Source organism: Pseudomonas entomophila (assembly GCF_013523125.1).
Taxonomy (GTDB): domain Bacteria; phylum Pseudomonadota; class Gammaproteobacteria; order Pseudomonadales; family Pseudomonadaceae; genus Aquipseudomonas; species Aquipseudomonas entomophila_B.
Window position 1 is genome coordinate 1 of record NZ_JAAMQJ010000039.1, and the last position, 25,878, is coordinate 25,878.

General features: G+C 64.7%; 22 protein-coding genes and 1 pseudogene. 3 read left to right on the top strand and 20 right to left on the bottom strand.

Features of this window, described 5'->3' with window-relative positions; genetic code table 11:
* The 12 genes and pseudogenes from G7007_RS22035 to G7007_RS17735 form a co-directional block, all read right to left on the bottom strand.
* The coding region (locus G7007_RS22035; protein ID WP_143510986.1) for a helix-turn-helix domain-containing protein at positions 1 to 83 on the bottom strand (83 nt) is incomplete at its 3' end.
* Between the two features lie 418 nt (positions 84 to 501).
* A complete protein-coding gene (locus G7007_RS17685) occupies positions 502 to 1,245 on the bottom strand; it encodes a hypothetical protein (protein WP_181103717.1) in 744 nt (247 codons plus the stop codon).
* Positions 1,246 to 1,845: 600 nt separating this feature from the next.
* Positions 1,846 to 2,151: pseudogene (gene tmk, locus G7007_RS17690) on the bottom strand (dTMP kinase); the annotation flags it as partial.
* Between the two features lie 9 nt (positions 2,152 to 2,160).
* A complete protein-coding gene (mltG, locus tag G7007_RS17695; protein WP_181103721.1) occupies positions 2,161 to 3,378 on the bottom strand; it encodes an endolytic transglycosylase MltG in 1,218 nt (405 codons plus the stop codon).
* Between the two features lie 3 nt (positions 3,379 to 3,381).
* On the bottom strand, positions 3,382 to 4,197 hold the full coding sequence (gene pabC / locus G7007_RS17700) for an aminodeoxychorismate lyase (protein WP_181103723.1): 816 nt from the start codon (positions 4,195 to 4,197) through the stop codon (positions 3,382 to 3,384).
* On the bottom strand, positions 4,197 to 5,441 hold the full coding sequence (fabF, locus tag G7007_RS17705; RefSeq protein ID WP_181103725.1) for a beta-ketoacyl-ACP synthase II: 1,245 nt from the start codon (positions 5,439 to 5,441) through the stop codon (positions 4,197 to 4,199). Before fabF ends, pabC begins: the two co-directional genes overlap by 1 nt.
* Positions 5,442 to 5,585: 144 nt before the next feature.
* The gene (acpP, locus tag G7007_RS17710; RefSeq protein WP_027914361.1) at positions 5,586 to 5,822 is read right to left on the bottom strand and encodes an acyl carrier protein; all 237 of its coding nucleotides are present in this window, start codon (positions 5,820 to 5,822) and stop codon (positions 5,586 to 5,588) included.
* 195 nt (positions 5,823 to 6,017) lie between these two features.
* Positions 6,018 to 6,758: a 3-oxoacyl-ACP reductase FabG gene (gene fabG, locus G7007_RS17715; RefSeq protein WP_181103728.1), complete on the bottom strand. Its 741-nt coding sequence runs from the start codon at positions 6,756 to 6,758 to the stop codon at positions 6,018 to 6,020.
* 16 nt (positions 6,759 to 6,774) lie between these two features.
* The gene (gene fabD, locus G7007_RS17720) at positions 6,775 to 7,713 is read right to left on the bottom strand and encodes an ACP S-malonyltransferase (protein ID WP_181103731.1); all 939 of its coding nucleotides are present in this window, start codon (positions 7,711 to 7,713) and stop codon (positions 6,775 to 6,777) included.
* A gap of 119 nt (positions 7,714 to 7,832) precedes the next feature.
* Complete coding sequence (gene plsX, locus G7007_RS17725) at positions 7,833 to 8,843, bottom strand: phosphate acyltransferase PlsX (protein WP_181103733.1); 1,011 nt, start codon at positions 8,841 to 8,843, stop codon at positions 7,833 to 7,835.
* A gap of 3 nt (positions 8,844 to 8,846) precedes the next feature.
* Positions 8,847 to 9,029 carry a 50S ribosomal protein L32 gene (gene rpmF, locus G7007_RS17730; RefSeq protein ID WP_060394502.1) on the bottom strand — a complete coding sequence of 61 codons (183 nt, stop codon included), beginning with the start codon at positions 9,027 to 9,029 and terminating at the stop codon, positions 8,847 to 8,849.
* A gap of 12 nt (positions 9,030 to 9,041) precedes the next feature.
* On the bottom strand, positions 9,042 to 9,569 hold the full coding sequence (locus G7007_RS17735) for a YceD family protein (RefSeq protein WP_181103736.1): 528 nt from the start codon (positions 9,567 to 9,569) through the stop codon (positions 9,042 to 9,044).
* Positions 9,570 to 9,664: 95 nt separating this feature from the next.
* Between G7007_RS17735 and G7007_RS17740 the strand changes: the two genes are divergently transcribed.
* Positions 9,665 to 10,243, top strand: a complete 579-nt coding sequence (locus G7007_RS17740; protein WP_181103739.1) for a Maf family protein — start codon at positions 9,665 to 9,667, stop codon at positions 10,241 to 10,243.
* Positions 10,244 to 10,288: 45 nt separating this feature from the next.
* Here G7007_RS17740 and G7007_RS17745 read toward each other — a convergent pair whose 3' ends face one another.
* Genes G7007_RS17745 through rluC form a run of 3 tightly spaced genes read right to left on the bottom strand, consistent with a single transcriptional unit; the run spans position 10,289 to position 12,982 of the window.
* The gene (locus G7007_RS17745) at positions 10,289 to 11,353 is read right to left on the bottom strand and encodes a S49 family peptidase (RefSeq protein WP_375139504.1); all 1,065 of its coding nucleotides are present in this window, start codon (positions 11,351 to 11,353) and stop codon (positions 10,289 to 10,291) included.
* Positions 11,354 to 11,355: 2 nt separating this feature from the next.
* Positions 11,356 to 12,036: an HAD family hydrolase gene (locus G7007_RS17750; RefSeq protein ID WP_181103742.1), complete on the bottom strand. Its 681-nt coding sequence runs from the start codon at positions 12,034 to 12,036 to the stop codon at positions 11,356 to 11,358.
* The gene (gene rluC / locus G7007_RS17755) at positions 12,026 to 12,982 is read right to left on the bottom strand and encodes a 23S rRNA pseudouridine(955/2504/2580) synthase RluC (RefSeq protein WP_181103744.1); all 957 of its coding nucleotides are present in this window, start codon (positions 12,980 to 12,982) and stop codon (positions 12,026 to 12,028) included. Before rluC ends, G7007_RS17750 begins: the two co-directional genes overlap by 11 nt.
* A 769-nt stretch (positions 12,983 to 13,751) precedes the next feature.
* On the opposite strand from rluC, the gene rne reads away from it, so the two are divergent.
* Positions 13,752 to 17,369 (top strand): ribonuclease E, encoded by a 3,618-nt coding sequence (gene rne / locus G7007_RS17760; RefSeq protein ID WP_181103746.1) that lies wholly within the window; start codon positions 13,752 to 13,754, stop codon positions 17,367 to 17,369.
* Positions 17,370 to 17,597: 228 nt separating this feature from the next.
* Complete coding sequence (locus G7007_RS17765; protein ID WP_181103748.1) at positions 17,598 to 19,151, top strand: sensor histidine kinase; 1,554 nt, start codon at positions 17,598 to 17,600, stop codon at positions 19,149 to 19,151.
* 295 nt (positions 19,152 to 19,446) lie between these two features.
* Here G7007_RS17765 and G7007_RS17770 read toward each other — a convergent pair whose 3' ends face one another.
* The 5 genes from G7007_RS17770 to G7007_RS17790 form a co-directional block, all read right to left on the bottom strand.
* Positions 19,447 to 23,271 (bottom strand): ATP-binding response regulator, encoded by a 3,825-nt coding sequence (locus tag G7007_RS17770; RefSeq protein WP_181103750.1) that lies wholly within the window; start codon positions 23,269 to 23,271, stop codon positions 19,447 to 19,449.
* A gap of 177 nt (positions 23,272 to 23,448) precedes the next feature.
* Positions 23,449 to 24,468, bottom strand: a complete 1,020-nt coding sequence (gene murB, locus G7007_RS17775) for a UDP-N-acetylmuramate dehydrogenase (protein ID WP_181103752.1) — start codon at positions 24,466 to 24,468, stop codon at positions 23,449 to 23,451.
* Positions 24,465 to 24,929 carry a low molecular weight protein-tyrosine-phosphatase gene (locus G7007_RS17780; protein WP_181103754.1) on the bottom strand — a complete coding sequence of 155 codons (465 nt, stop codon included), beginning with the start codon at positions 24,927 to 24,929 and terminating at the stop codon, positions 24,465 to 24,467. Before G7007_RS17780 ends, murB begins: the two co-directional genes overlap by 4 nt.
* The gene (gene kdsB, locus G7007_RS17785; protein WP_181103756.1) at positions 24,929 to 25,693 is read right to left on the bottom strand and encodes a 3-deoxy-manno-octulosonate cytidylyltransferase; all 765 of its coding nucleotides are present in this window, start codon (positions 25,691 to 25,693) and stop codon (positions 24,929 to 24,931) included. Before kdsB ends, G7007_RS17780 begins: the two co-directional genes overlap by 1 nt.
* On the bottom strand, positions 25,690 to 25,875 hold the full coding sequence (locus G7007_RS17790; RefSeq protein WP_060394512.1) for a Trm112 family protein: 186 nt from the start codon (positions 25,873 to 25,875) through the stop codon (positions 25,690 to 25,692). The genes kdsB and G7007_RS17790 overlap by 4 nt, the downstream gene beginning before the upstream one ends.
* Positions 25,876 to 25,878: the final 3 nt, after the last annotated feature.

Here is a 25,878-nt window from a genome sequence, read left to right on the forward strand (position 1 = left end):
GCTCGCAGCGAGGCGCCTTGCATACGCATGATCATTAGCGTTACGCGCTCTTCGATGGTCAAGTGGGTGTAGTGAGTAGTCATGCAGCACCTTACCTCGGGTGTTGCACTTGGTCACTGAGACCGCCGAGCCTTCCTCACAAGTGGAATGAAATCGTTATCCGCGCACGACGGGCGGGAATACATCTAACGCGCCTTCCTTCTTACAAAATAATTGACGAGATCAGGATCGTCAACAACAAGATCAAACACCTCTATATTGTTGACAATACACTTTGCAAATACAAAGGATTTTCACAGCACAAGGGCAAGAAGATGAGCGCTGTGGATTATCGCGTTCATGAGTATGCGATCGGTGCGCATCATTTCATGAACAGAGTAATTTGCTCAATGGGGCCGACTGTTAGGTACTGATACCGCTCGGGTACCTTGGGCGAGAATATTGAGCTATATGTTCTCGCCTCTAGGCTCGTAGAATCACCTACCTAAGGCCCTATAAAGACTACCCAATACGAGTTCGAATTTCAGCACAGACGGCATCATATTCGCGTCTCATGGCCTTAACATTCTGCACCATTTCCTTTTGTGCCATTTCATAGTTGTAGATTTTTTTGTAAAACTCCATGTGATTAATCAGCGAGCCCTTCTTTCCGATTGTTGCCTCTTCCATTTTTTTGGCTTCAATACATGCCCGAAATGCGCGGGTTTCTTGGCGCGCCTGAGCACATATCTGAGAGCACTTATCGTAAAAAGCATCCGAGTAGTAGAAGGGACGATTCTTCCTCAGCCAGTCCATGCATGAGATAATTGACTCTTCAGCCTTGAGGACTAACTCCTCATCACGAGATGCATAATAGGTAGTATAGAGACTGCTCAAGCGAGCAGTGTCATCCAGAGCAGTATCAAGCTTCCCCCATGTCTCCTTGTATATCGAGACTTCAGCATTTTTGACACGCACTTGATGACTATATGTCAGATAATTATGGGTTGTATTGTTAACTACACCCAGTAGCATACAACAAAATCCAGCGATGTATGTCGAGGTGCCTAGAGGCTCAACTCCCAAATCAACGCCAAGAAAATGCTTCAGTAGAGCGTTCGCAAACATGTGAAGAAGCAGGGGTGCGGTAACAATACCAGCGCCTGTGATCAAAAGAAATCTGGTGACTTTGTTGGAGAATGGGCTACGAATTTTTTTGGAAACCCACTCTATCGCCAGATCCCACAACTGGTTGGACTTACTCACAGATGCCTCGTGCAGAAAGTATGAATTCAGATAGACGAGCCTACCGTCCTATAAACGGTGACCCAATTCCCAGCTCGTGCCCCTTCGGTTCTCAGGGACAGAGCACCGTTAGCCTTCGTCGACCGATGGGGGCGTCATGGATTTTCAATCGGATGTTGCGAGATCGGACTGCCATTTGCGGGCGATGCGAGTCTTCGAGCGATGCGTATTTTTAAAGATCTGAGGTGGGTGCCACGAATGAGGACGTAGGTGCCTGAGGGCCGATGCCTCATCGGGAGGTGTGCTGCGATACGGCAGTAGACAGGCCTTAATCTGCCAGCCCGTGCTGGATCAATATGATCCATGAGGGGAAGGCTGAGAGGCAGGTTTACATTTTTGTGCCCAGCGCTTTCTGAATGAAGCGATTTCGGACAAAAAGCGTTTACATTCTAGCGAAAGGGCTAGTTAGACGGCTACAGGTTTACATTTTTACATGAAAAAACGGTGGCCGACGCTTTGAGAGGAGGAGAGCTTTAAAGAACCCTTGATTTCACGGGTTGAAGCTGACTATGCTGAGAAAAATTCGTAAGTCTTCATAGGTTTACAGTTTGAAGGCCTCCGAAATAGGGCGTCAGTGAAGCGATCGCACAGCACCACCGCACCGCGCGCCAGGGCCGGACGAATGACTTCGGCCAGGTGCTGGGCACGCGCGGCGAACACCAGCAGCAGTTCGGTGTCGGCGGCCATGGTTTCCTGGCTCGGGGCGAGCAGCAGTTCACGCACCTGCTCGGCCAGTGGCGTACCGCCTGGCTCACGGGTCAGGACCACGTCCAATCCCTGCTCGCGCAGACGCGCCGCCAGGTAGTCACGGTTAGTGCTCTTGCCCGCGCCTTCGGGGCCTTCCAAGGTAATGAACAAACCGCTCACGCGCAGTCCTTATCGAGAATGGGGCGCGTCCGCTTGCGGGGAACGCGCAGGTTCAACGGAATCGGGCGAGCCCTCGACCGGCGCCTGTTCAGGGGCCGGTTCGGTGGCATCGGTACGCGGCCCGGGTGTCGTGTCCGTCCGGGCATCCGGGTCGGGCACGGACTCGCTCGACGGGTTCGTCTCTGGCGTGGCGCGCGGTGCCGGGCTGGAGCGGTAGTCGGCGCGGCGCTTGAGCTGGTACTCGCGCACGGCCGTGTTGTGGTCGCCCAGGTCGTCGGAGAACACATGGCTGCCATCGCCACGGGCCACGAAATACAGGCTGCTGCCCGGCGCCGGGTTGAGCGCGGCATGGATGGCTTCACGGCCGACCATGGCGATCGGCGTCGGTGGCAGGCCAGTCATGGTGTAGGTGTTGTACGGGGTCGGCGCACGCAGATCGGCGCGGGTGATCTTGCCGTTGTAGCGCTGGCCCATGCCATAGATCACGGTCGGGTCGGTCTGCAGCATCATGCCCAGTCGCAGACGACGCACGAAGACACCGGCGATCTGTCCACGCTCCTGCGGCACGCCGGTTTCCTTCTCCACCAGCGAAGCCATGATCAAGGCCTGGTAAGGGTCGCGGTACGGCAGGTCGGTGGCCCGCTCGGCCCACTCGCGCGCCAGCACCTCTTCCAGGCGCATGTAGGCTTGCTGCAGCAGCTCGACATCGCTCATGCCACGCACGAAGCGGTAGGTGTCGGGGAAGAAGCGGCCTTCCGGGAACACGCCCGGATGGCCCAGGCGTTCCATGACCGCCTCGTCCGACACGTTGGCCAGGGTCTGTTCGATCTTGTCGTGGCGGGCGATCGCCGCACGCACCTGGCGGAAGGTCCAGCCTTCGACGATGGTCAGGTTGTACTGCACCACGTCGCCCCGCCGCCACGCGCCGAACAGGTCGTCGACGGTCATGCCGGGGGTCATGCGGTATTCACCGGTGTGCAGCGGTGTGCCGGCCAGGTTGAAACGCCAGTACAGGCGCAGCCAGAAGGCATCCTTCAGCAGGCCGTCTTCCTGCATGCGGTAGAACATGCGGTTGGGGGTCGTGCCGGTGGGCACGTCGAGCATGCGCTCCTGGCTCACGGCCAGGGGCTGATCGACCACCGAGGCCACTTTCCAGGCCGACCAGCCCAGGGCGAGCCCGGCCAGGATCAACAGGGCCTCCACGGTCAGGAGCAATAGGCGTCTCACGAATCAGGCATCCAATAACGTCTGGGCAAGGGCCTGCAGTTTACGGGTCACCGGCCCTGGCGACCAGCTCAGCTCGGCGTGACGCACCACCGGCCAGACGCCATACAGGCTGTTGCACAGAAAGACTTCGTCGGCCTGGGCGAGGTCCGTCAGCGCCAGGTCGGTGACATTGACGGCCATGCCTGCGGAACGGGCCGCCTCGAGCAAGGCCGCGCGCATGACACCCGCCACACCGCAGCGACTGAGGTCGGCCGTCAGCAGGTTGCCATCGCGCACCAGGAACAGGTTGCTGTAGACCCCCTCGATCACCCGGCCATGGGTATCGCGCATCAAGCCTTCGGCCGGATCGCTCCCCTGCCATTCGGCGCGCGCCAGGACCTGTTCGAGGCGGTTGAGGTGTTTGAGCCCGGCCAGGCGCGGCTGCTCGGCGAGCCGCGTCTGACAGGGAAAGAGCGTCACGCCGTGTTCGGCATGCCGGGCCGGGTAGGCCGGCGCCGGGCCGGCCAGCAGCACCCGGCGGGCAGGCACATCGGGCGCCGAGGCATAACCGCGCAGGCCGTCGCCACGGGTCACGACCAGCTTGGCCACGCCTTCGCCCAGGGCTTGGGCAAAGCGCAGCAGTTCGTCACGCACCAGCGTCAGGTCAAGGGGGATCGCCAGACGGCTGCACCCCAGCGCCAGACGTTCGAGGTGCAGGTCCAGCAGGCTGGGACGGCCCTGGCGCACGGCGATGGTTTCGAACACCCCATCGCCGTAGGCCAACCCGCGGTTGTGCAGGTCGATGCCGCTCGCCGGTCGACCGTCCAGCCAGTGCTGCATCAGTCGACGAACCGACGGAACACCAGCGACCCGTTGGTACCACCGAACCCGAAGGAGTTCGACAACACCACGTCGATGGGCATGCTGCGCGCCTGGTGCGGCACGAAGTCGAGGTCGCAGCCCTCGTCCGGCTCGTCCAGGTTGATGGTCGGCGGCGCGGTCTGGCTGTTGATCGCCAGCACGCTGAAGATCGCCTCGACGGCACCGGCGGCACCGAGCAGGTGACCGGTCATGGACTTGGTCGAACTGATCGCCACCTTGTACGCGTGTTCGCCGAAGACCTGCTTGATGGCCGCCACTTCCGCCAGGTCGCCCGCGGGCGTCGAGGTGCCGTGGGCGTTGATGTAGCTCACCTGCGCCGGCGCAAGCCCGGCATCGCGCAGGGCATTGGTCATGCAGCGGGCCGCCCCGGCGCCATCTTCGGGTGGCGAGGTCATGTGGTAGGCATCGCCGCTCATGCCGAAGCCCACCAGCTCGGCATGGATGACCGCGCCCCGGGCCTTGGCATGCTCGAGCTCTTCGAGTACCAGCGCGCCCGCGCCGTCGGACAGCACGAAGCCGTCGCGCCCCTTGTCCCACGGACGACTGGCACGCGCGGGTTCATCGTTGCGCGTGGACAGCGCACGGGACGCGCCGAAGCCGCCCATGCCCAGGCCACACGCGGCCATTTCGGCGCCACCGGCGATCATGACGTCGGCTTCGCCGTAGGCGATGTTGCGCGCGGCCATGCCGATGCAGTGGGTGCCCGTGGTGCAGGCGGTGGACACCGCGTAGTTCGGCCCCTGCAGACCCAGGTGGATCGACAGGAAGCCGGAAATCATGTTGATGATCGAGCCTGGCACGAAGAACGGCGAAATGCGCCGAGGCCCTTGGTCGTGCAAGGTCTTGCTGGTTTCCTGGATGTTGGTCAGGCCGCCAATGCCCGAACCCATGGCCACGCCAATGCGCTCCCGGTTCTCATCGTTGACTTCGAGACCGGCATTGCGGACCGCCTGGAACCCTGCGGCCAGGCCGTACTGGATGAACAGGTCGAGCTTGCGGGCCTCTTTGGCCGACAGGTACTGCTCGACATCGAACCCTTTCACCGAGCCGCCAAAACGGGTGGAGTAGGCAGACAGGTCCGTATGCTCGATCGGACCGATGCCACTGCGGCCAGCCAGAATGCCCTGCCAGGTGCTCGGTACATCCGTACCCAACGGTGACAGCATGCCCATACCGGTGACCACGACGCGTCTACGCGACACAGTACTCTCCTTATTTTATTGACAGATTCCGCCACGCGCCCGGTGTGACAGGGTCGGTGACGATCCTCGGTTCCCTCAAAGAAAAAACCGCACGCCTACGAAGGCAGTGCGGTTTTTCCGACAAGAAGCGACGACTACAGGCGATTAGGCCTGGTGGCTGTTAACGTAGTCGATGGCAGCTTGTACGGTAGTGATCTTCTCGGCTTCTTCGTCAGGAATCTCGGTCTCGAATTCCTCTTCCAGAGCCATCACCAGCTCTACGGTGTCAAGCGAGTCGGCACCCAGGTCGTCGACGAAGGACTTCTCATTGGTCACTTCTTCTTCTTTGACGCCCAGTTGCTCGGCGACGATTTTCTTGACGCGTTCTTCGATGGTGCTCATGTTTCACTCCTAGTGGACATATGTCAGGCGGCTGGCCGGCGACCAAGTTTATAGAAAGACGCCCGCTTTTCAAGCGGTTCGCATCCCTCCGACCTGGACCGTGCCCTACGCCTGGAATCTGATTACAGCGTTATGACGGATTTTCGAAACCGATTATGGATTTTTTCGAACGGATCCGCCAGATTGGTTCACACCTTACATGTACATCCCGCCGTTCACCGGCACGGTAGCGCCGGTCACGTAGGCCGCACCGTCGGAGGCCAGGAAGCCGACCACCTTGGCGATCTCCTCGGCCTGGCCCAGACGGCCCAGGGGAATCTGGCTCAGCAGGCCTTCGTGCTGTGCCTGCGGCAGCTCACGGGTCATGTCGGTATCGATGAAGCCCGGGGTCACCGCATTGACGGTGATGCCACGCGAGCCGACTTCACGCGCCAAGGCACGGCTGAAGCCTTCCAGACCGGCCTTGGCTGCCGCGTAGTTGGTCTGGCCGGCGTTGCCCATGGCGCCCACCACCGAACCGATGCTGATGATACGGCCCCAGCGCGCCTTGGTCATGCCACGCAGGACGCCCTTGGACAGACGGTAGAGGCTGTTGAGGTTGGTGTCGATCACGTCGAACCACTCGTCGTCCTTCATGCGCAGCATGAGGTTGTCGCGGGTGATGCCGGCATTGTTGATCAGGATCGCCGGTGCGCCGAACTGCTCCTGGATGGTGCTCAAGGTGGCGTCCACCGATTCGCTGGAGGTCACGTTCAGGGCCAGACCGGTGCCGGCGATGCCGTGCTCCTTGAGGGTCGCCGCGATACGCTCGGCACCCGAGGCCGTGGTGGCCGTGCCGATGACGGTAGCGCCCAGGCGACCCAGTTCAAGGGCGATTGCCTGACCGATGCCACGGCTGGCGCCCGTGACCAGTGCAACTTTGCCTTGCAGGCTCATGCAGGTTTCTCCGAATTCAGGCCAGCGCCGCACGGGTGGCGGCGAAGGCGTCAGGGGTGTTGAGGTTGTAGGTGGTCACGCCATCGGCGCAGCGCTTGTTCAGCCCGGCCAGGACCTTGCCCGGTCCGCATTCCACCAGGTTGACCGCGCCCTGCGCGGCCAATGCCTGCACGCACTCCACCCAGCGCACGGGCTGGTAAAGCTGGGCAAGCAGGTCTTGCTTGAGGATCGCGACGTCGGCGGCCACGGCAGCGCTGACGTTCTGCACTACCGGCACCTGGGGCGCGACCCAGTCGATGGCGTTGACGGACTCGGCGAAACGCTCGGCGGCCGGCTTCATCAAGGCACAGTGCGACGGTACGCTGACGGCCAGCGGCAAGGCACGCTTGGCGCCCTGGGCCTTGCACAGCTCGATGGCACGGTCGACGGCGGCCTTGTTGCCGGCGATCACGACCTGGCCTGGCGAGTTGAAGTTGACGGCACTGACCACCTCGTCTTCGGCGGCTTCGGCACAGATGCCGACCACCTGCTCGTCGCTCAGGCCGAGGATCGCGGCCATGGCGCCATGCCCGGCGGGTACGGCCTGCTGCATCAGCTGCCCACGACGCTCCACCAGTTTGACGGCGTCTGCCAGCGACAGGCTGCCGGCGGCGACCAATGCGCTGTACTCGCCCAGGCTGTGACCCGACACGTAGGCCGGCTGCGCGCCCCCTTCGGCCAGCCACAGACGCCACAGGGCGATCGAGGCGGTCAGGATGGCGGGCTGGGTCTTGTCGGTCTGGTTGAGCTGCTCTTCCGGCCCCTGCTGAATCAGGTGCCAGAGGTCATAACCCAGGGCCTCGGAAGCTTCCCCGAAGGTCTCGAGGATCAGCGGGTGCTGCTCGGCGAGCTCGGCCAGCATGCCCAGCGACTGGGAGCCTTGACCTGGAAAGACGAATGCGAGGGATGCGGACATGAAAACGAACCCTTGTGAACGTGTCGAAAAGCACACCCGATGCCGCCAGGTGCGCACGATGATGAAGCTTGGATGGAGAACGCGACCGTGTGGTCACATTCTCCGTGATGGCCACGCGTCTAGCGCAGCAGATCCCCCAGGCGCCCTTGCAGGCGGCGTGGCAGATCGTCCTGGATTTCGATGAACGCGCGATGGATCGCGCTCTGGAACGCCTCGGCACTGGCCGAACCATGACTCTTGATGACGATGCCCTGCAGACCCAACAGGCTCGCGCCGTTGTGCCGGGCCGGTGCCAGCTCCGTCTGCAGGCGACGCAACAGAGGCAGGGCGACGAAGCCCGCCAGCCGAGCCATTACCCCCGTGCGGAACAGCGACTGGATGCGCGCGCCGATCAAGGTGGCCAGCCCTTCGCTGGCCTTGAGCAGCACATTGCCGACGAACCCATCGCAGACCACCACGTCCGCCTCGCCTCGGTAGACCCCATCGCCTTCGATGAAGCCGACGTAGTTCAGCCCAGGCGCCTCCTGAAGCAACGCCGCGGCCTGCTTCACCTGCAGGTTGCCCTTGATGTCCTCGGTCCCCACGTTCAACAACGCCACCCGCGGACGCGCGATACCCAGCGCACGGGCAGCCTCCGACCCCATGAGCGCGAACTGGTACAGGTGCTCTGCGCTGCAATCGACGTTGGCCCCCAGATCCAGCAGCTGACAGCAGCCGACCTGGGTCGGAATCGCGGCGATCATGGCGGGGCGGTCAATGCCCGGCAGGGTCTTGAGCACCTGCCGCGACAAGGCCATCAGGGCCCCGGTATTGCCCGCGCTGACGCAGGCTTGGGCCTTGCCGTCGCGCACCAGCTCCAGTGCCACGCGCATGGAGGCATCGGGTTTACCGCGCAGCACTTGCGAAGGCCGCTCGTCCATACCGATCACTTCACTGGCCGCGACGATACGCAGGCGCGCGCGATCCGCGGCCACTGGGTTGCCGACGAGCTCTTCGAGGAGGGAGGCGTGACCCACCAGGGTCAGGTGAAGCGAGGGGGTGGAGCGCAGGCAGGCGAGACTCGCCTGAACAATGCTGCGGGGACCGAAGTCCCCGCCCATTGCGTCGATCGCGATGATCCGGGCAGACAAGATTTACTCGTCAGCGCCCTTGTCGATCACTTTGCGGCCACGGTAGACGCCTTCTGGCGAAACGTGGTGGCGCAGGTGAACGTCACCGGTGCTCTTGTCGACCGACAGTGCGTTTTCCGACAGGGCGTCGTGGGAACGGCGCATGTCGCGGGCAGAGCGGGATTTTTTGTTCTGCTGAACAGCCATAATGATTAACTCCTAAACGTTTGGGTCACGCTTTAACTGCGCCAAAACACTGAACGGGTTGGACCGCGATACCTCGTCCTCGCTCGGCTCGGGCTCGTTGGCACCCGCCGGCTGCTGGCATTCTTCCGGATGATGAGCAGGCACGATGGGCAGGGCGAGCAACAGCTCCTCCTCGACCAGCGCTTGCAGATCCAAAGGATCCTCGCCCAGTTCCAGCACGTCATAGCCTTTCGGCAACGACTGGGTGTTCGCACCCTCCTTCACCACGGCGTACGTACATTCGCTGTGGATCGGCAGGGTGACCAGTTCAAGACAACGCTGGCAGACCATCTTGACTTCGACGTCCAGCGCGCTGTGGATCACCACGGCGCCTTGCTCGTCTCGCTCAAAATCGAATTGTGCCTGCACCGTACCGACATCGTCGGACAGCGGGTCGCAGAGTCTTTCCAAATCGGCAAGCGCCAGCGAACCCTTGAGGGTTACGCCGCGATCAGCCAATTTGCGCGGGTCAACGTGAGATGGAATCGGGTCATTCAACATAGGCGCAGCATTCTAGGGATGCCCCTGGCACCTGTCAAAGGAAATTCGGTCCACCCTCGCATGTTAGACTCGCTCGATCTGACCAGGAGTCCGCCATGCTTCCCCTGTTACTGGCTTCGAGCTCGACCTATCGCCGCGACCTGCTGCATCGCCTGCGCCTGCCTTTCGACTGGGCCAGCCCGGATATCGACGAGGGCCGGCTGGGGGATGAACCTGCCGAGGCGCTGGTGCGACGCCTGGCCGCAGCGAAGGCCCGCGCCCTGGCCGCCACGCACCCGGCCCACCTGATCATCGGTTCCGATCAGGTCGCCGTGCTGGGCGAGCGGATCCTCGGCAAACCGCACACCTTCGAACGGGCGCGCGAGCAACTGCTGGCTGCCAGTGGCCAGGCCGTCACCTTCCTGACCGGCGTGGCGCTGCTCAACAGCGCCACGGGGCAGTGCCAGATCGATTGCGTGCCGTTCACGGTCACCCTGCGCGACCTGGACAGCGCCCAGGTCGAGCGCTACCTGCGGGCCGAGCAACCCTACGATTGCGCCGGCAGCTTCAAGGCCGAAGGGCTGGGTGTGAGCCTGTTCCGCGAGACGCAGGGCAGCGATGCCACCAGCCTGATCGGCCTGCCGCTGATCCGCCTGGTACGGATGCTGGCCGAAGAAGGCATCAGCGTGCCTTGAGCGGATGAGCGTGACAGCCCGAGACTGCCCTGCCGAGCGCCTGGATCAGCGCAACGAAGGCCCTGCAAAGCCCATCCACAGCGCCAGGTGCTCGGCCAGGCTCGCACCTAGACCCTTGGAGACCAACTCCAGAGGCGACTCCTTGACGGTGAAGTCGACCAGCTTCTCCGCCCCAACCACGTCACGCGCCACGTAGCCGACACTGCCCAGACCATCCACCAGACCCAGCGCCTTGGCCTGCTCGCCGGTCCAGATCAAGCCACTGAACAGCTCGGGATGCGCCTTGTCCTTGAGGCGCTCACCCCGGCCGGCCTTCACGCTGGCGATGAATTGCTGGTGCGTGGTGTTCAGCACACCCTGCCAGAACGCGGTCTCTTCAGGCTTTTGCGGCGAGAACGGATCGAGAAAGGCCTTGTGCTCCCCTGCCGTGTACGTGCGCCGCTCGATACCGAGCTTGTCCATGGCGCCGACGAAGCCGTAGCCGGCCGCCGTCACCCCGATCGAGCCGACCAGACTGGCCTTGTCGGCATAGATCTCGTCCGCGGCACTGGCGATGTAGTACGCCCCGGAGGCCCCCAGGTCGGTGATCACTGCATACAGCTTGATGGCCGGGTACTCGGCGCGCAGCCGACGGATCTCGTCATAGACGTACCCCGACTGCACCGGACTGCCGCCCGGGCTATTGATGCGCAATATCACCGCCTGGGTGTTGCTGTCCTTGAACGCCGCCCTCAGGCTGCCGGTGAGATTGTCGGCGCTGGCCATGGCCTTGTCGGCGATCATGCCGTTCACGTCTATCACGGCCGTGTGCCGACCGCCGCTCGCGGCGACGCCGTCGAAGCTCATGTGCGGCCAGAACAGCGCCAGCAGCCCGAACAGATAGGCGAAGGTCAGCAACTTGAAGAAGATGCCCCAGCGGCGCGAGCGACGCTGCTCGCGAATGCCGGCCTGCAAGGTGTCTTCCAACAGCTTCCAGCTGCGCCGGTCTTCGCGCTCCTCGCGCAACTGGTCCTTGTCCATGACCTCGACCCAGACTTCTTCCGTGTCGGAAGCAGCCTGCCTGGGCGCCTCGGGCTCACGTCGACCCGGCGCTTTCCATTCGTCCACCATGCTCACTCACCCTGAATTGAAAACCGCTCGGTGTGGGTCAGCCACGTGCGCAACTGGCTGAACCGTTCGATGCAGACCTGCGGCCCGAATTCGCTCAGCGCCTGGAGCGACATCGCGCCATAGCCCACGGCCACCGAATGCATGCCCGCATTGCGCGCCATCAGCAGGTCGAAGGCCGAGTCGCCGATCATCAGGGCGCGCTCGGCCGTCACCCCGCAATGCGCGAGGATCTGCTCGAGCATCAGAGGGTGGGGCTTGCCACGGGTTTCATCGGCCGCCCGCGTGACCTCGAAATAGTCCGTCCAGCCGTTGGCCTGCAGCACCCGATCGAGCCCACGCCGTGCCTTGCCGGTCGCCACGGCCAGCCGGTAGCCGTCGGCGCGCAGGGCCTCCAGCGTCTCGACCACGCCCTCGAACAGCGGCGAAGGGGTCCGATCCAGGCTGACATAGATGTCGGCGTAGTGCTGGCGAAAGACGGCGACCTGAGCAGGCGCCAGGTGCGGGTAGAGGGTCAGGATCGCTTCATCCAGCGCCAGGCCGATGATACCCTTGACCACCTGCTCGTCGCGCGTCACCTCGCCGAAACGTTCGGCGGCCGTGTTCATGGACGTGACGATACGCCCGATGGAATCGGCCAGCGTGCCATCCCAGTCGAAGATCAGCAGGTCGTAGTCAGGCCGCACCGAGGCGCTCCACGGCACTGGCCCACGTTTCGTCCACCGGCGCCTCGAGCTTGAGCTCACCGCCATCGGGCAACGGCACGGTCAGCGCATAGGCATGCAGAAACAGCCGCTTGCCGCCCAGTTCGCGGATCTCGCGGGTGAAGTCTTCGTCGCCGTACTTGCTGTCGCCGGCAATGCAGTGCCCGGCATGCAGCGTATGCACGCGAATCTGGTGGGTGCGCCCGGTCACCGGCCGCGCCTCGACCAGGGTGGCGAACTCGCCGAAGCGGCGCAGGACCCGGAACAGGGTCAGTGCCTCCTTGCCCTCGTCGTTGACCTCGACCATGCGCTCGCCGGAGCGCAGGTTGCTCTTCTGCAGCGGCGCGCTGACCTGCTTCTTCGACGTGGGCCAGTGACCGCGCACCAGCGCCATGTAGCGCTTGTCGACGCCGTCGCCGCGCAGGGCCGCGTGCAGGTGGCGCAGCATGCTGCGTTTCTTGGCGATCATCAGCAGCCCGGACGTGTCGCGGTCCAGGCGATGCACCAGCTCCAGCTCCTTGGCGTCCGGGCGCATCTGGCGCAGCGCCTCGATCACGCCGAAGCTCAGGCCACTGCCGCCGTGCACCGCGATGCCGGCCGGCTTGTTGAGCACGATCAGCGCCTTGTCCTCGTGGACGATCGCCGCTTCGAGGCGTTGCAACAGGCCCTGGGCGACCGGCGCCGGCTCGTCGCGTTCGGGCAGGCGCACTGGCGGCACGCGCACGATGTCGCCAGCCTGCAACTTGTACTCAGGCTTGATGCGGCCCTTGTTGACCCGCACCTCGCCCTTGCGCACGATGCGATAGACCAGCGTCTTGGGCACACCCTTGAGCGCAGTGATGAGGAAATTGTCGATGCGCTGGCCGGCAAGCTCAGGCGGGACCTCGATCAGCTGAACGCCGGAGGTCGGGGAAGTATTGGTCGTCATGGCCCGAATCATACAATTTTTATGGAATTGAAGCACTTAATCATTGCTGTTATAGTCGCGAGTGCCGCCAAAAGTGGCAGGTCAGCGGCAATTGGTGCGGCACGTGATGAAAAGCGACAGCTCGCCCGCCCCTGATCGACGCAATTCTCGAGGACGCGAGGCCGTCCGACGGAGCGTTGCCAGTTTAACGAATTGCCTGGAATCGCCACCAGCGCCACGTAGAGAAGCCCGAAAAAAAACGACAAGTGCGGTGTTTCACCTCCTTCCCCGTTGCTTTCAGTCCCTCTGCCAGCCTGGCGCTTCCACGCAGCGCACGGCGAACGCTTCGGAAATACCTGCCTCGGACACGAATCCGTCCGCGCTCCCATCGACGCGGGCGAACCATGCAACCCGTTGCGGATTCAGCGCGCGGCAGCACCCGAATTTTCAGGGACATGTGCAGGGTGGAGATGCACAGCTCCTCGGACCGTGTAGCACGGCGTCCGCCTCTCCTGGCCATTGCAAGGCCAGGCGGGTGAACCTGGTCTCGATGCAGATGCCCGCGGGCATCCACGGCCGAAAGCTGATTCCTCCTCCTGACTGAGTGCAGTAGGCACCGCAGCAAACAGGACGCGTCGTCGCGACCTCGGCCGCACCGGGCAACCGGTCGGTACCGTACGTCGCTGGACAAGAGCAGTGGCCCGCCACCGCTTGCGCACCTTGGCACCGACCATGAGAAGTCGTGTGTGCCGAACGCCGTTTCCGGCAGCCCGGAAACCGACGGTACTACATGAAAAGAATGCTGATTAACGCAACTCAACCCGAAGAGTTGCGTGTAGCTCTGGTGGATGGCCAGCGCCTCTACGACCTGGACATCGAGTCCGGTGCGCGCGAGCAGAAGAAGGCCAACATCTACAAGGGCCGCATCACCCGCATCGAGCCCAGCCTCGAAGCCGCCTTCGTCGACTTCGGCTCCGAACGCCACGGCTTCCTGCCGCTCAAGGAAATCTCCCGCGAGTACTTCAAGAAGACCCCCGAAGGCCGGGTCAACATCAAGGAAGTGCTCAGCGAAGGCCAGGAAGTCATCGTCCAGGTCGAGAAGGAGGAACGTGGCAACAAGGGCGCGGCCCTGACCACCTTCATCAGCCTGGCCGGCCGCTACCTGGTGCTGATGCCCAACAACCCGCGTGCCGGCGGCATCTCCCGCCGCATCGAAGGCGAAGAGCGCAACGAGCTGCGCGAAGCCCTCAACGGCCTGTCCATCCCGCCCGACATGGGCCTGATCGTGCGCACCGCCGGCCTGGGCCGCAGCAGCGAAGAGATGCAGTGGGACCTCGACTACCTGCTGCAACTGTGGACCGCGATCAAGGAAGCCTCGCTCGACCGCTCCGCGCCGTTCCTGATCTACCAGGAAAGCAACGTCATCATCCGTGCCATCCGCGACTACCTGCGCCAGGACATCGGCGAAGTGCTGATCGACAGCATCGACGCCCAGGAAGAAGCCCTCACCTTCATTCGCCAGGTGATGCCGCAGTACGCCAGCAAGGTCAAGCTCTACGAAGACAGCGTCCCGCTGTTCAACCGTTTCCAGATCGAAAGCCAGATCGAGACCGCCTTCCAGCGCGTCGTCGAGCTGCCGTCCGGCGGTTCGATCGTGATCGACCCCACCGAAGCCCTGGTCTCCATCGACATCAACTCGGCACGCGCCACCAAGGGTAGCGACATCGAGGAGACCGCACTGCAGACCAACCTGGAAGCGGCCGAAGAGATCGCACGCCAGCTGCGCCTGCGTGACATCGGCGGCCTGATCGTCATCGACTTCATCGACATGACCCCGGCGAAGAACCAGCGCGCCGTCGAAGAGCGCGTGCGCGAAGCCCTCGAGGCCGACCGCGCCCGCGTCCAGGTCGGCCGCATCTCGCGCTTCGGCCTGCTGGAAATGTCCCGTCAGCGCCTGCGTCCTTCGCTCGGCGAAAGCAGCGGCATCGTCTGCCCACGCTGCAGCGGCACCGGCATCATCCGTGACGTCGAGTCGCTGTCGCTGGCGATCCTGCGCCTGATCGAGGAAGAAGCCCTCAAGGACCGCACCGCCGAAGTCCGCGCCCAGGTACCGATCCCGGTCGCCGCCTTCCTGCTCAACGAAAAGCGCAACTCGATCACCAAGATCGAACTGCGTACCCGTGCACGCATCATCATCCTGCCGAACGATCACCTCGAAACGCCACACTTCGAAGTGCAGCGCCTGCGCGATGACAACCCGGACGTGCTGACCTGCCAGTCCAGCTACGAAATCGCCACCACCGAAGTCGAGGAAGCCCCGCAGGCGCCGGCCACGCGCACCCTGGTCCGTCAGGAAGCCGCCGTGAAGACCGCGCCACCGCGTGGCGATGCGCCAGTGCCTGCCACCGTCGAGCAAGCGCCTGCCGCGCCTGCGCCAGCGCCCGCCCCTGTCGCCAAGCCGCAGAGCGTGCCGGAGCCGAGCCTGTTCAAGGGTCTGGTCAAGTCCCTGGTCAGCTTGTTCGCCGGCAAGGAAGAACCTGCCCCGGCGCCGGTCGCCAAGGCCGAGAAGCCTGCCGAGCAGCCGCAGCAGCAGCGTTCGCAGCGCAACGAAGAGCGCCGCAATGGTCGCCAGCAGAGTCGCAACCGCAACGGTCGTCGCGACGAAGAGCGCAAGCCGCGCGAAGAGCGCAACGAGCGCACGTCCCGCGAAGAGCGCCAGCCTCGTGAAGACCGCCAACCGCGTGAAGAACGTGCGCCGCGTGAAGAGCGCAACAACCGTTCGCGTGACGACCGTCGCGGCAACCGCGAAGAGCGCCCGGTACGCGAACTGCGTGAGCCGCTGGACGCCACGCCTGTGGCACGTGAAGAGCGTCAGCCACGCGAAGAGCGCGTAGCCCGCGAGGAGCGTCCGGCCCGCGAAGAACGTGCACCACGCGAAGCCCGTGAAGAGCGCGCGCCACGCGAGGAACGCACCCCACGCGAAGAGCGTGCACCGCGCGAGGAACGTGCGCCCCGCGAAGAACGCGCCCCGCGTGAAGAGCGTGCGCCGCGCGAGGAGCGTGCCCCTCGGGAAGAACGTGCACCACGTGAAGAGCGTGTCGTGCGCGAAGAAGATGCCGCACCCGAAGCCCCTGTGCAGCAGGAAGAGCGCTCGCAGCCCGCAGCGCCTGTTTCTCGTGAAGAGCGTCCACAGCCGGAAGAGCGCACCGAACAGGAAGCCGCTGCCCCTCGCGAGGAGCGTCAGCCACGCCAGCCCCGTGAAGAGCGTCAACCCCGCGCAGCCGAACAGGCCCAAGAGCAGGAACAGGCCGCTGAAGCCGCTGCCGACGCCCTGCCCGCCGACGAAGCCCAGCAGGATGACGCGCAGGACGGCAATGACGAAGAGCGTCCGCGCCGCCGCTCGCGTGGCCAGCGTCGCCGCAGCAATCGCCGTGAGCGTCAGCGCAATGCCAATGGCGACCTGATCGAAGGCAGCGACGACGAGTCAGGTGACGAGCAGCCACGTCAGCACACGCCCTCTCCGCAGAGCACCGACCTGGCCGCGGGCCTGGCCGTGACCGCCGAAGTGGCCAGCAGCGCCGTCAGCAGCGAAGCGCATGCCCAGGCCAACGAGCAGGCCGAGCGCGCGACCGCGAGCGTCGAAGCCCCTGCCGTCGAGGTCTCGGCCGAAGCCGTCGCCGACGCCGCGCCCGTAGTGACCCAGTCCGACGAAATGGCCATTGCGCCAGCAGTCGAGCAGCCTGCTCAGGCGCCGGCCACTCGTGTCGAGCCAGGTCTGGAGCCAGTGGTCGAGGTGACTCCGCCGCCAGCCGCCGAGGCGCCAAGCGCCGCCGCCATTGCCGAAACAGGTGAGACCGAGTCCCAGCCAGCGGCACCGGCCGTCTCGGGCGAGGCCGATCCGGTACACGTTGTGCAGCCCACGGCCGACGTCGACGTGACGCCCGTTCCCGCCGCTGACGAGACCAACCTGCAGGCTGACGCCAAGGCCGACACCGAGCTGTCTTCGGTCGAGCCGTCCGCTGCTCCGGCAGCGCCAAGCGAAGCCGGTGAAGTCGAGAAGCAGGCAGCGGTCGAGGCCACGGCCCCGGTCGCCTCGCCTGCCATCGAGACGCCAGCAGCCGAGCCGGTGAGCGCCGAGGCGAAGCCCGAGGCCCAGCCTGAAGCTGCCCAGGCCGAAGCGGACCCTGTCGCGGCGGACCTGGCGACGGTGGAGCCTTCGACCGTCATGTTGCCCAATGGCCGCGCGCCGAACGACCCTCGTGAAGTGCGTCGCCGCAAGCGTGAAGCCGAAGCCGCTGCGGCTGCAGCGGCCGCCCAGGCCGCTGCCGACCAGGCCATCTCGGCTGCGCCAAGCGAACGGGCGTCGGAATTGCCTGCCCCGACCGAGGCGCACAAGCCAAACGGTTGAGGTGCCGGTAGCCTGAACAGGCCCCGTCAGTGCGAACTGGCGGGGCCTTTTTCGTTATGGCGCGCCAACCTGCTCCGCGCCGCTCGTCCGATGCCAGGTACGCCATGCAGCCCCTCTTCATTGAACCGCTATGCCATGGACGCGCGCTTGTGTACATTTGCGCGCTGTCATCGCTGGCCTGTCGATGACGTGATCGTTCCGAACAGTTCGCTACTCCCTGGATACTCCATGCCTGATACTTCTCCCGACGAAACGGTTCGTGCGGCGTTGCACATTTCCCATGCCCTGCTGCGCAAGCAACATGAGCTAGTCGTCAATTTTGGTGTGGGTTCGTTACACGCCACGGACCTCGATGTATTGCTGACGCAAGCATGCGCGGTCGTCGCCGAAGGCATGCGCACGGCGTATGCCAAGGTCCTGACCCCTCTCTCCGATGGCCAGCAGTTCCTGCTGTCCCATGGGGTGGGCTGGCATACACAGGACATCGGCAGCGCCACGGTCGGCGCAGACGAGGCCAGCCCGGCCGGCTATGCCTTCATGACTGATCGTCCAGTGATCTCCAACCATCTGGGCCAGGAAAATCGCTTCAGGACCCCCTCCCTACTCAGGCGCTATGGGATTCAACGTGCGATCAATGTCCCGATCCGCGGCCCGCTTAGCCCTTACGGCGTGCTGGAAGCCGACAATGGCGATGGCGCGGACTTCATCGAAAGCGACCTGGTCTTCATGGAAGGGATCGCCAACGTCATCGCGATGAGCGTCGAGCGCATGACCACGCGCACCGAAGAAGCGCACCGGCGCCCCTATTCGGAAAGCGTGCTCAACGCCAGCCCGGACTGCGTCAAGATTCTTTCGCCGTGCGGCACTATCGAGTTCTTCAACGAGCCAGGGCTGTGCCGCATGCAGCTCGAAAGCGCCGAGCAGGTCACCGGCTTGAACTGGGTGGAGCTGTGGCCCGAAGAGGCCAAGCCGGTCATCCGCAACGCCATGCAGCGTCTGGGATCGGGCGAATCGGTACGCTTCGAGTCGTTCTGCCCAACGGCCAAGGGCGAGCCGAAGTGGTGGGACGTCACGGCAGCGCCGATCTACGACGAGCAGAAGAACATCGACAAGATCATCGCGATCTCCCGGGATATCACCGAACGGCGCAATCATGAGCAGCAGTTGATCTCGCTGATCGATGCGCAGACCACCCAGATCAGCGAAAGCGATCTGCAACTCCATGAGATCCACCATCGCGTCAAGAACAGCCTGCAACTGGTCAACACCTTGCTGTTGCTGCAGGCCAACGTGGCGGTCGAGGACACGGTCAAGCTTCAGCTGCAGACCGCAGCCAATCGTGTGCTGGCCATCGCAGCCGTGCATGGGCGGCTTTATCTGGAGGAGCATTGCCACGAAATCAGCGTCGGCGAGTACCTGCATGCCTTGATGGACGACATCGGCACGTCGTTCGACGACCGTTCCATCCAGCTGTCGGTCGAACCCACCTCGATCAGGGCCGAGCGCCTGGCGCCCCTGGGCCTGGTGATTAGCGAGCTGGTGACCAATGCCCTGAAATATGGCAAGGGCAACGTCGTCGTACGGGTCGCGGACGTCGATGCCAAGGCCATCGAGGTGATCGTCACCGACGAGGGCGACGGCTTCCCCGACTCCTACCCCAAGCCCAGTGGCACAGGGTTGGGCATGCGCCTGGTCAAGGGCTATTCGGGCTTCGGCGAGCAGGCCATCTCGGTGGATCGCTCGGTCGCCAGCAGCACGATACACGTGCGCTTCAAGCGCTGAGGCCCAGACCTTTCAACGTCTTGGAAAAAGCCCTGAGACAGAGTCATGGTTGCACCCACAGCTTCACCGGCATGATACAGGCACGCGCAGTCCTCCTGTGGGGGGCTTGCCCGCGATGGCGTCCGGCCCACCACCGCCTGCATCGCGGGCAAGCCCGCTCCCACAGAGGGGATGAACCGCTCTGCCAGATCGGCGATGTGGTCCACCTCGTGTTAGGCAACGAGGTTGAAAGCCCTGGCACTGAGGCCGTATGCGCCAGCGCGCGTGACGAGCACCAGGGGCTGGCGAACGGCCCTCACAGGGTGTACAGCACGTCGCGGATCTTCATGGCCAGCGCTTGTACCGAGAAGGGTTTTTGCAGGATGTGCATGTCTTCGCCAAGGAACTGCCGCAGGTTACCGGCATCCTTGGTGTAGCCGGTGATCAGCAGCACCTTGATCGTCGGCTGGCGCGCCCGAATTCGATCGGCCAGTTCGCGCCCGCTCAGCCCTGGCAAGCCGACGTCGGACACCATCAGGTCGAACGCAGGTTCGCGGTCGATCAGCGCCAAGGCCGTCTGTGCGTCCTCGGCCTCGGCGACCTGGTAGCCCGCTTCCGTCAACAGTTCGGTGACCACCAGGCGGACGCTGGGCTCGTCCTCCACCAGCAGCACCCGTTCACCGGCGCCCTGGTTCAGCACGGTGGCCGCTGCGTGCGGCTCAGGGGCGCCAGGCACTGCCGTGTCCCGATGGCGTGGCAGCAGCAGGGTCATGCACGTGCCCTGCCCCAGGGTGCTGTGGACCTCGACGTGGCCACCGGTCTGCTTGACGAAGCCGTACACCATGGACAGGCCGAGCCCTGTGCCCTTGCCTTGCGGCTTGGTGGTGAAGAACGGCTCGAAGACCTTGTCCAGCAGCTCAGGAGCGATGCCTTCGCCGGTGTCGCTGACGTCGAGGGCCAGGTAATCTCCGGCCAGGGCACCATCGGCCTGCCCAGGCCCTGAGCGCACGACGTTGCGCGTGCAGACCCGCAACCGTCCTGTCTCACCCATCGCATCACGGGCATTGATGCACAGGTTCAGCAGCACGTTTTCCAGCTGATTGGCATCGGTGTGCACGGTCCAGGCATCGGGCTGCAAGACCAGCTCGACCTGCACGTTCTCGGTCACGGTGCGCTGAAGCAGAAAGGCCATGTCGGTGATCAGCCGGTTCACGTCCACCGGTCGCATGTCCAGTGCCTGGCGCCGGCTGAAACTGAGCAGGCGCTGGGTCAACGCGGCAGCCCGTTGCGCCGAGACGATGGCGTTGCCGATGTAGCGCTGGGCACGTGTGTCCTCTGGCCGCGCATGACGCTGCAGCATCTCCATCGACCCCATGATGCCGGTCAGCAGGTTGTTGAAGTCGTGGGCGATGCCCCCGGTCAGTTGCCCGATCGCTTCCATCTTCTGGCTCTGGCGCAAGGCGTCCTTGGCCTGTTCGAGTTCGGCCAGCCGGTCACGCTCGACCGTGACATCGCGCGCCACGCAATACAGCAACCCGCCTTCCGGCACGGCCGTCCAGTTGAGCGTGCGATAGCTGCCCAGGCGGGTACGGAAGCGGTTCTCGAAATTGAGGGTCGGCGCGCCGATGGCCAATGCCTGGATTTCTTCCCGCGTGCGCACGTTGTCGTCCGGGTGCTCCAGCCATGCCGAGGTCCTGCCGACGATCTGTTCCACCGGCCAGCCGAGCACCCGGGTCCAGGCCGGGTTGACGCTGAGCCATACCCCCTCGAAGTCGGCGATGCCGATCATGTCGTGGCTGAAGGCCCACATCTGGTCACGCTCGCGGGTCCGTTCGCGCACCCGCAGCTCCAGTACCTCGTTGGCCTGGCGCAACGCGGCGGCCGATTCCTGGCGCAGCTGGGCCAGGCGCAGTGCCCCTTCCACCCGGGCGATCAGCTCTCGGGCACTGAACGGCTTGACCAAATAATCGTCCGCCCCTGCGGCGATGCCTTCGATGGAGGCCTCTTCGCCGGCCCTGGCAGACAACAGGATGATGGGCAGCGCATGGGTCGCCGGGTCGTCGCGCAGGGCCCGGATCACCCCGAAACCGTCGAGCACCGGCATCATGATGTCCGACAGCACCAGGTCGGGCCGTGCCCGACGCGCCTGTTCGACGGCCTCACGTCCATCGGCCACGGCGGTCACCGTGAAACCGGCTTCGCTCAGCAGGCGCTGCACGTAGCCGCGCATGTCGGCGTTGTCGTCGGCCAACAGGACGCGCAGACCATTGCTGGGCCTGACCTGACCAGCCGTGCGGTCGAGGGTTGGCACGGGGTCGTCGCCGTGGCCGGACAGCCAGCGCAAGGCTTCGGCGACGAAGGTATCGGCATGGATGGCGGTCGAGGTCAGCGCATTGCCCTGGACCTTTCGCGCCGGCAGGTGCGCATGGCCGAACGGCAGCAACACCTCGAAGCAGGTGCCGACACCGATCTCGCTGCGCACGCCGACCTGCCCGCCGTGCAACCGGGTCAGGTCCTTGACCAGCGCCAGGCCGATCCCCGTGCCCTCGTGCGTTCGACCGACCTGGCCTTCGATGCGGTGGAAACGGTCGAAGATACGCTCGAGCTCCTGCTGCGGGATGCCGACCCCGGTGTCCCGTACCTGCAGGCGTGCGCCGTCGGGCACGCGCTCAAGGTGGACGCCGATGTGTCCGCTCAAGGTGTACTTGAAGGCATTGGAAATGAGGTTGAGGACGATCTTCTCCCACATCTCCTGATCGATCCACACGGGCTCGCCCAGCGCACCGCAGTCGATATGGTACGTCAGCCCGGCGCGCGTCATGGCCGAGCGAAAACTGCTGGCCAACTCTGCCGTAAAGGCGGCCAGATCGACCGGCGTGAAGTCGGCGCGTACCCGGCCCGCCTCGATGCGCGAGAAGTCCAGCAGTGTATTGACCAGGCGCAACAGCCGCTGACCGTTGCGGTGGACCAGGTGCAGCGACTCGCGCGCGACGGTCAACTGCCCAGGGGCCTCGGCCGGCTGGCCCAGCATGTCCTCCAGGGGGCCGAGCATGAGCGTCAACGGGGTACGGAACTCGTGGCTGGCGTTGGAAAAGAACACGGTCTTGGCCCGGTCCAGTTCGGCCAGTTCCTCCGAGCGCCGTCGCTCCTCTTCGTAGCGCTCGATGTTGCCCAACGCCGTACTCAGGTGCCCCGCCGCGCGCTGGAACAAGGTGGTGTAGTCCGCGTCGATGCGTCGCCGCGGGCTGATGCCGAGCACCAGGAAACCGTAGGGCACGCCGGCCCGTGTGCTCGGCACGGGTACCACCAGCGCCTGTTCCACCGGCTCGGGCCAGGGTCGCCCAGGCAGCCGCCCCGCGTAGCGTCGCTCGAGCCCTTCGACCGGCACCGGGGCGTTCAGCGCGTCGTGCAGGGGCCAAGGGGTCGCCTGCTCGGCTGGCAGGATCAACGCCGGCGCCAGGTCTTCGGCCGGCGTACAGCCTTCGAGGGCCGTGCGGCGGTAGCCCCCCGAGACGGGATCGGCCAGGTATACCAGCACGAACGGCGCCTCCTCTGGCACCGCCTGGAGCAGGCGAGCCACGCTCTCGCAGGCCTCGGTTGGCGTACGGGTCGCCGCCGTGACTTCGGCTACCTGGCGCAGCAGACGTTCGCGACGCGTGGCCAGCACGCGGTAGGTGGTCTCGGTGACCGCCGTGAAGATGCCCTCTACCCGCCCGTCCTCGCCGCGAACCGGGCTGTAGCTGTAATAGAAATAGCACTCTTCGGTGTAGCCGAAGCGGTTGAGCGGCAGCAGTTGGTCTTCGGACCAGGTGGCCTCACCGGTGTCCATCACGTGATCGAACATCGGCCCGATGATGTCCCAGATCTCCGCCCAGACCTCGGGCCCTGGCCTGCCCAGCGCCCACGGATGCTTGCGCCCTGGCACCGGGCTCCAGGCATCGTTGTAGATCAGGGCTCGGGTTTCACCCCAGTACAGCACCATCGGGAAGCGCGACCCCAGGCAGATGCTGACGGCCGAACGCAGGGCCTGGGACCAGCCATCGAGCGGGCCGAAGGGGGTGCTCGACCAGTCCTTCTCGCGCATCAGGCGCGCCATTTCGCCGGGAAAATCCAGAAAGGTGCAGGCAGGGGCTAGGGTCATGGGATACCGGGCGGTCGAGAACGATGGGTGAATGACGCACAGCACCCGCTACCAGGCATGCCGCCGCTCGGGGCTTGGGCAACAGGACACGGCAAAAATTTCGTGACCGGTTGCCCAGGCAGCCTGCCGGGTGGACAGGTGCGATACCGGGCGGGCCCTCCATGGCCCTGCCAGGTCCTAGACCACGTTGGGTTCCATCTCCAGCGCCACGCCGAAACGTGCCTGGATGTCTTGCTGGATGCTACGCGCCAGGGCATGCAGCTGCGCACCGGTGGCCTGCCCATGATTGACCAGCACCAGGGCCTGCAAGCCGTGCACACCGGCATCGCCTTGGCGATGGCCTTTCCAGCCGGCCTGCTCGATCAGCCAGCCGGCCGCCAGCTTGACCTGGCCATCGGCCTGGGGATAGGCGACCACGCCGGGATGGTCGCGCCGGATGCGCTCGGCCACCTGCGCAGGCACGACCGGGTTCTTGAAGAAACTGCCAGCATTGCCCAGCACCGCCGGGTCAGGCAGCTTTTCACGACGGATGCCGCAGATTGCCTCGCTGATGTGCTGGGCGGTCGCCTGCTCGATGCCCTGCTCAAGCAAGCGCTGGCGAACCGGGCCGTACTCGAGCTGCGCGCGCAGTTGTCGGTCCAGGGCAAAGCGCACGCGCAGGATGATCCAGCGGCCCGGTTCGCGCTTGAACACGCTGTCCCGGTAGCCGAAGCCGCAGTCCTGCGCGCTGAACTCGCGCACCTGGCCATCGTGGCGGTCCAGGGCGGTCAGGCCGGCGAACACGTCCTTGATCTCCACGCCATAGGCACCGACGTTCTGCATCGGCGCGGCGCCGACCGTGCCAGGAATCAGGCTGAGGTTCTCCAGACCGCTGAAGCCCTGGGCCAGCGTCCATTGCACGAAGGGATGCCAGGGCTCGCCCGCCTCGGCCTCGACGATGACCTGCTCGTCCGTTTCGGCCACCACACGACGGCCCTGGCTGAGCATGCGCAGCACCAGGGCGTGCACATTGGCGGTCAGCAGCAGGTTGCTGCCGCCGCCGATGACCATCAAGGGCAATTGCCGCCGCTCGGCTTCGTCGAGGGCTGCGCGCACCTCGTCGTCGCTGCGCGCCTCGGCCAGCACGCTGGCCTGCACATCGATGCCGAAGGTGTTGTAGGGCTTGAGCGACGCATGCTCACGCAACACGAGGGTCATGGATGCCCCCGCAGCTCGTTCACCAGGGTCTGGCAAGCGGCCTCGATCAGGTCCAGCACCTGCTCGAACCCGGCCGCGCCGCCATGATAAGGGTCCGGTACGTCGTCGCGTGCACCGCCGTAGCGGCGCAGGAACAGATCGACCTGCGCCGTCGAGGCGGGCGGACGCAGGGCCTGCAGGTGCGCGAGGTTGCTCGGGTCCATGGCCAGGATCAGGTCGTACTCGAAGAAGTCTTCGGGCCTGACCTGCTGGGCGCGCTGGCGCGACAGGTCGTAGCCCCGTGTCAGGGCTGCGCGGCAGGTCCGGCCGTCAGGCGGCTCGCCGACATGCCAGTCGCCTGTGCCGGCGGACGCTACCTCGACTCGCTTGGCCAACCCGGCCGCCTGCAACTGATGGCGCAGGACGCCTTCGGCAGTCGGTGAGCGGCAGATGTTGCCCAGGCACACGAACAGGATCCGCATCATGCCTCCAGCAGGCGTCGCACGCGCGCCAGGTCTTCGGCCGTGTCGACGCCGACCGCTGGCGCTTCCAGGGCATCGGCAACATGGATGCGCACGCCGTGCCAGAGGGCGCGCAACTGCTCCAGCGCCTCGGTCTGCTCGAGCCCGCACGGGCCCCAGCCGACGAAGTCCTGGAGAAAACTCACCCGGTAGGCGTACAGGCCGATATGGCGACGATAGGGCACGCCCTCGGGCAACCGGTCCTGGCCCTGGGCGAACAGGTCGCGGGCCCAGGGCAGCGGCGCCCGGCTGAACGTCAGGGCCATGCCGTGCCGGTCGCTGACCACCTTGACCGCATTGGGGTTGAACACCGTGTCGGGCTGCTCGATCGGTTCGGCCAGGGTCGCGATGCCGGCCTGCGGGTGAGCCGCCAGGTTGGCGGCGACCTGATCGATGATCACCGGTGGAATCAGCGGCTCGTCGCCCTGGACATTGACCACGATGGCGTCGGCGGGCAGCCCCAGCTGCGCTGCCACCTCGGCCAGCCGGTCGGTGCCGGACTCATGGTCGGCACGGGTCAGCAACACCTCGGCGCCGAACGCCTGACAAGCCTCGACGATGCTGGCGTCGTCGGTGGCGATCACCACGCGCGTGGCCGCGCTCTTGCAGGCCTGTTCCCAGACGTGCTGGACCATCGGCTTGCCGGCGATCGGCAGCAGCGGCTTGCCCGGCAGGCGCGTGGAGCGCAGCCGGGCGGGAATCACCACGGTGAAGGCGGTGCTCATTTATCCAGGCGCTCGTCGTCGGTCAGGGTGCGCGCCTCGCTTTCCAGCATCACTGGGATGCCGTCACGGATCGGGTAGGCCACGCCGGCGCCCTTGCTGATCAGCTCGGTCTTGTCGGCGCTGAGCTTGAGCGGGCCTTTGGTGATCGGGCAAGCCAGGATGTCGAGCAGTTTGGTGTCCATGGA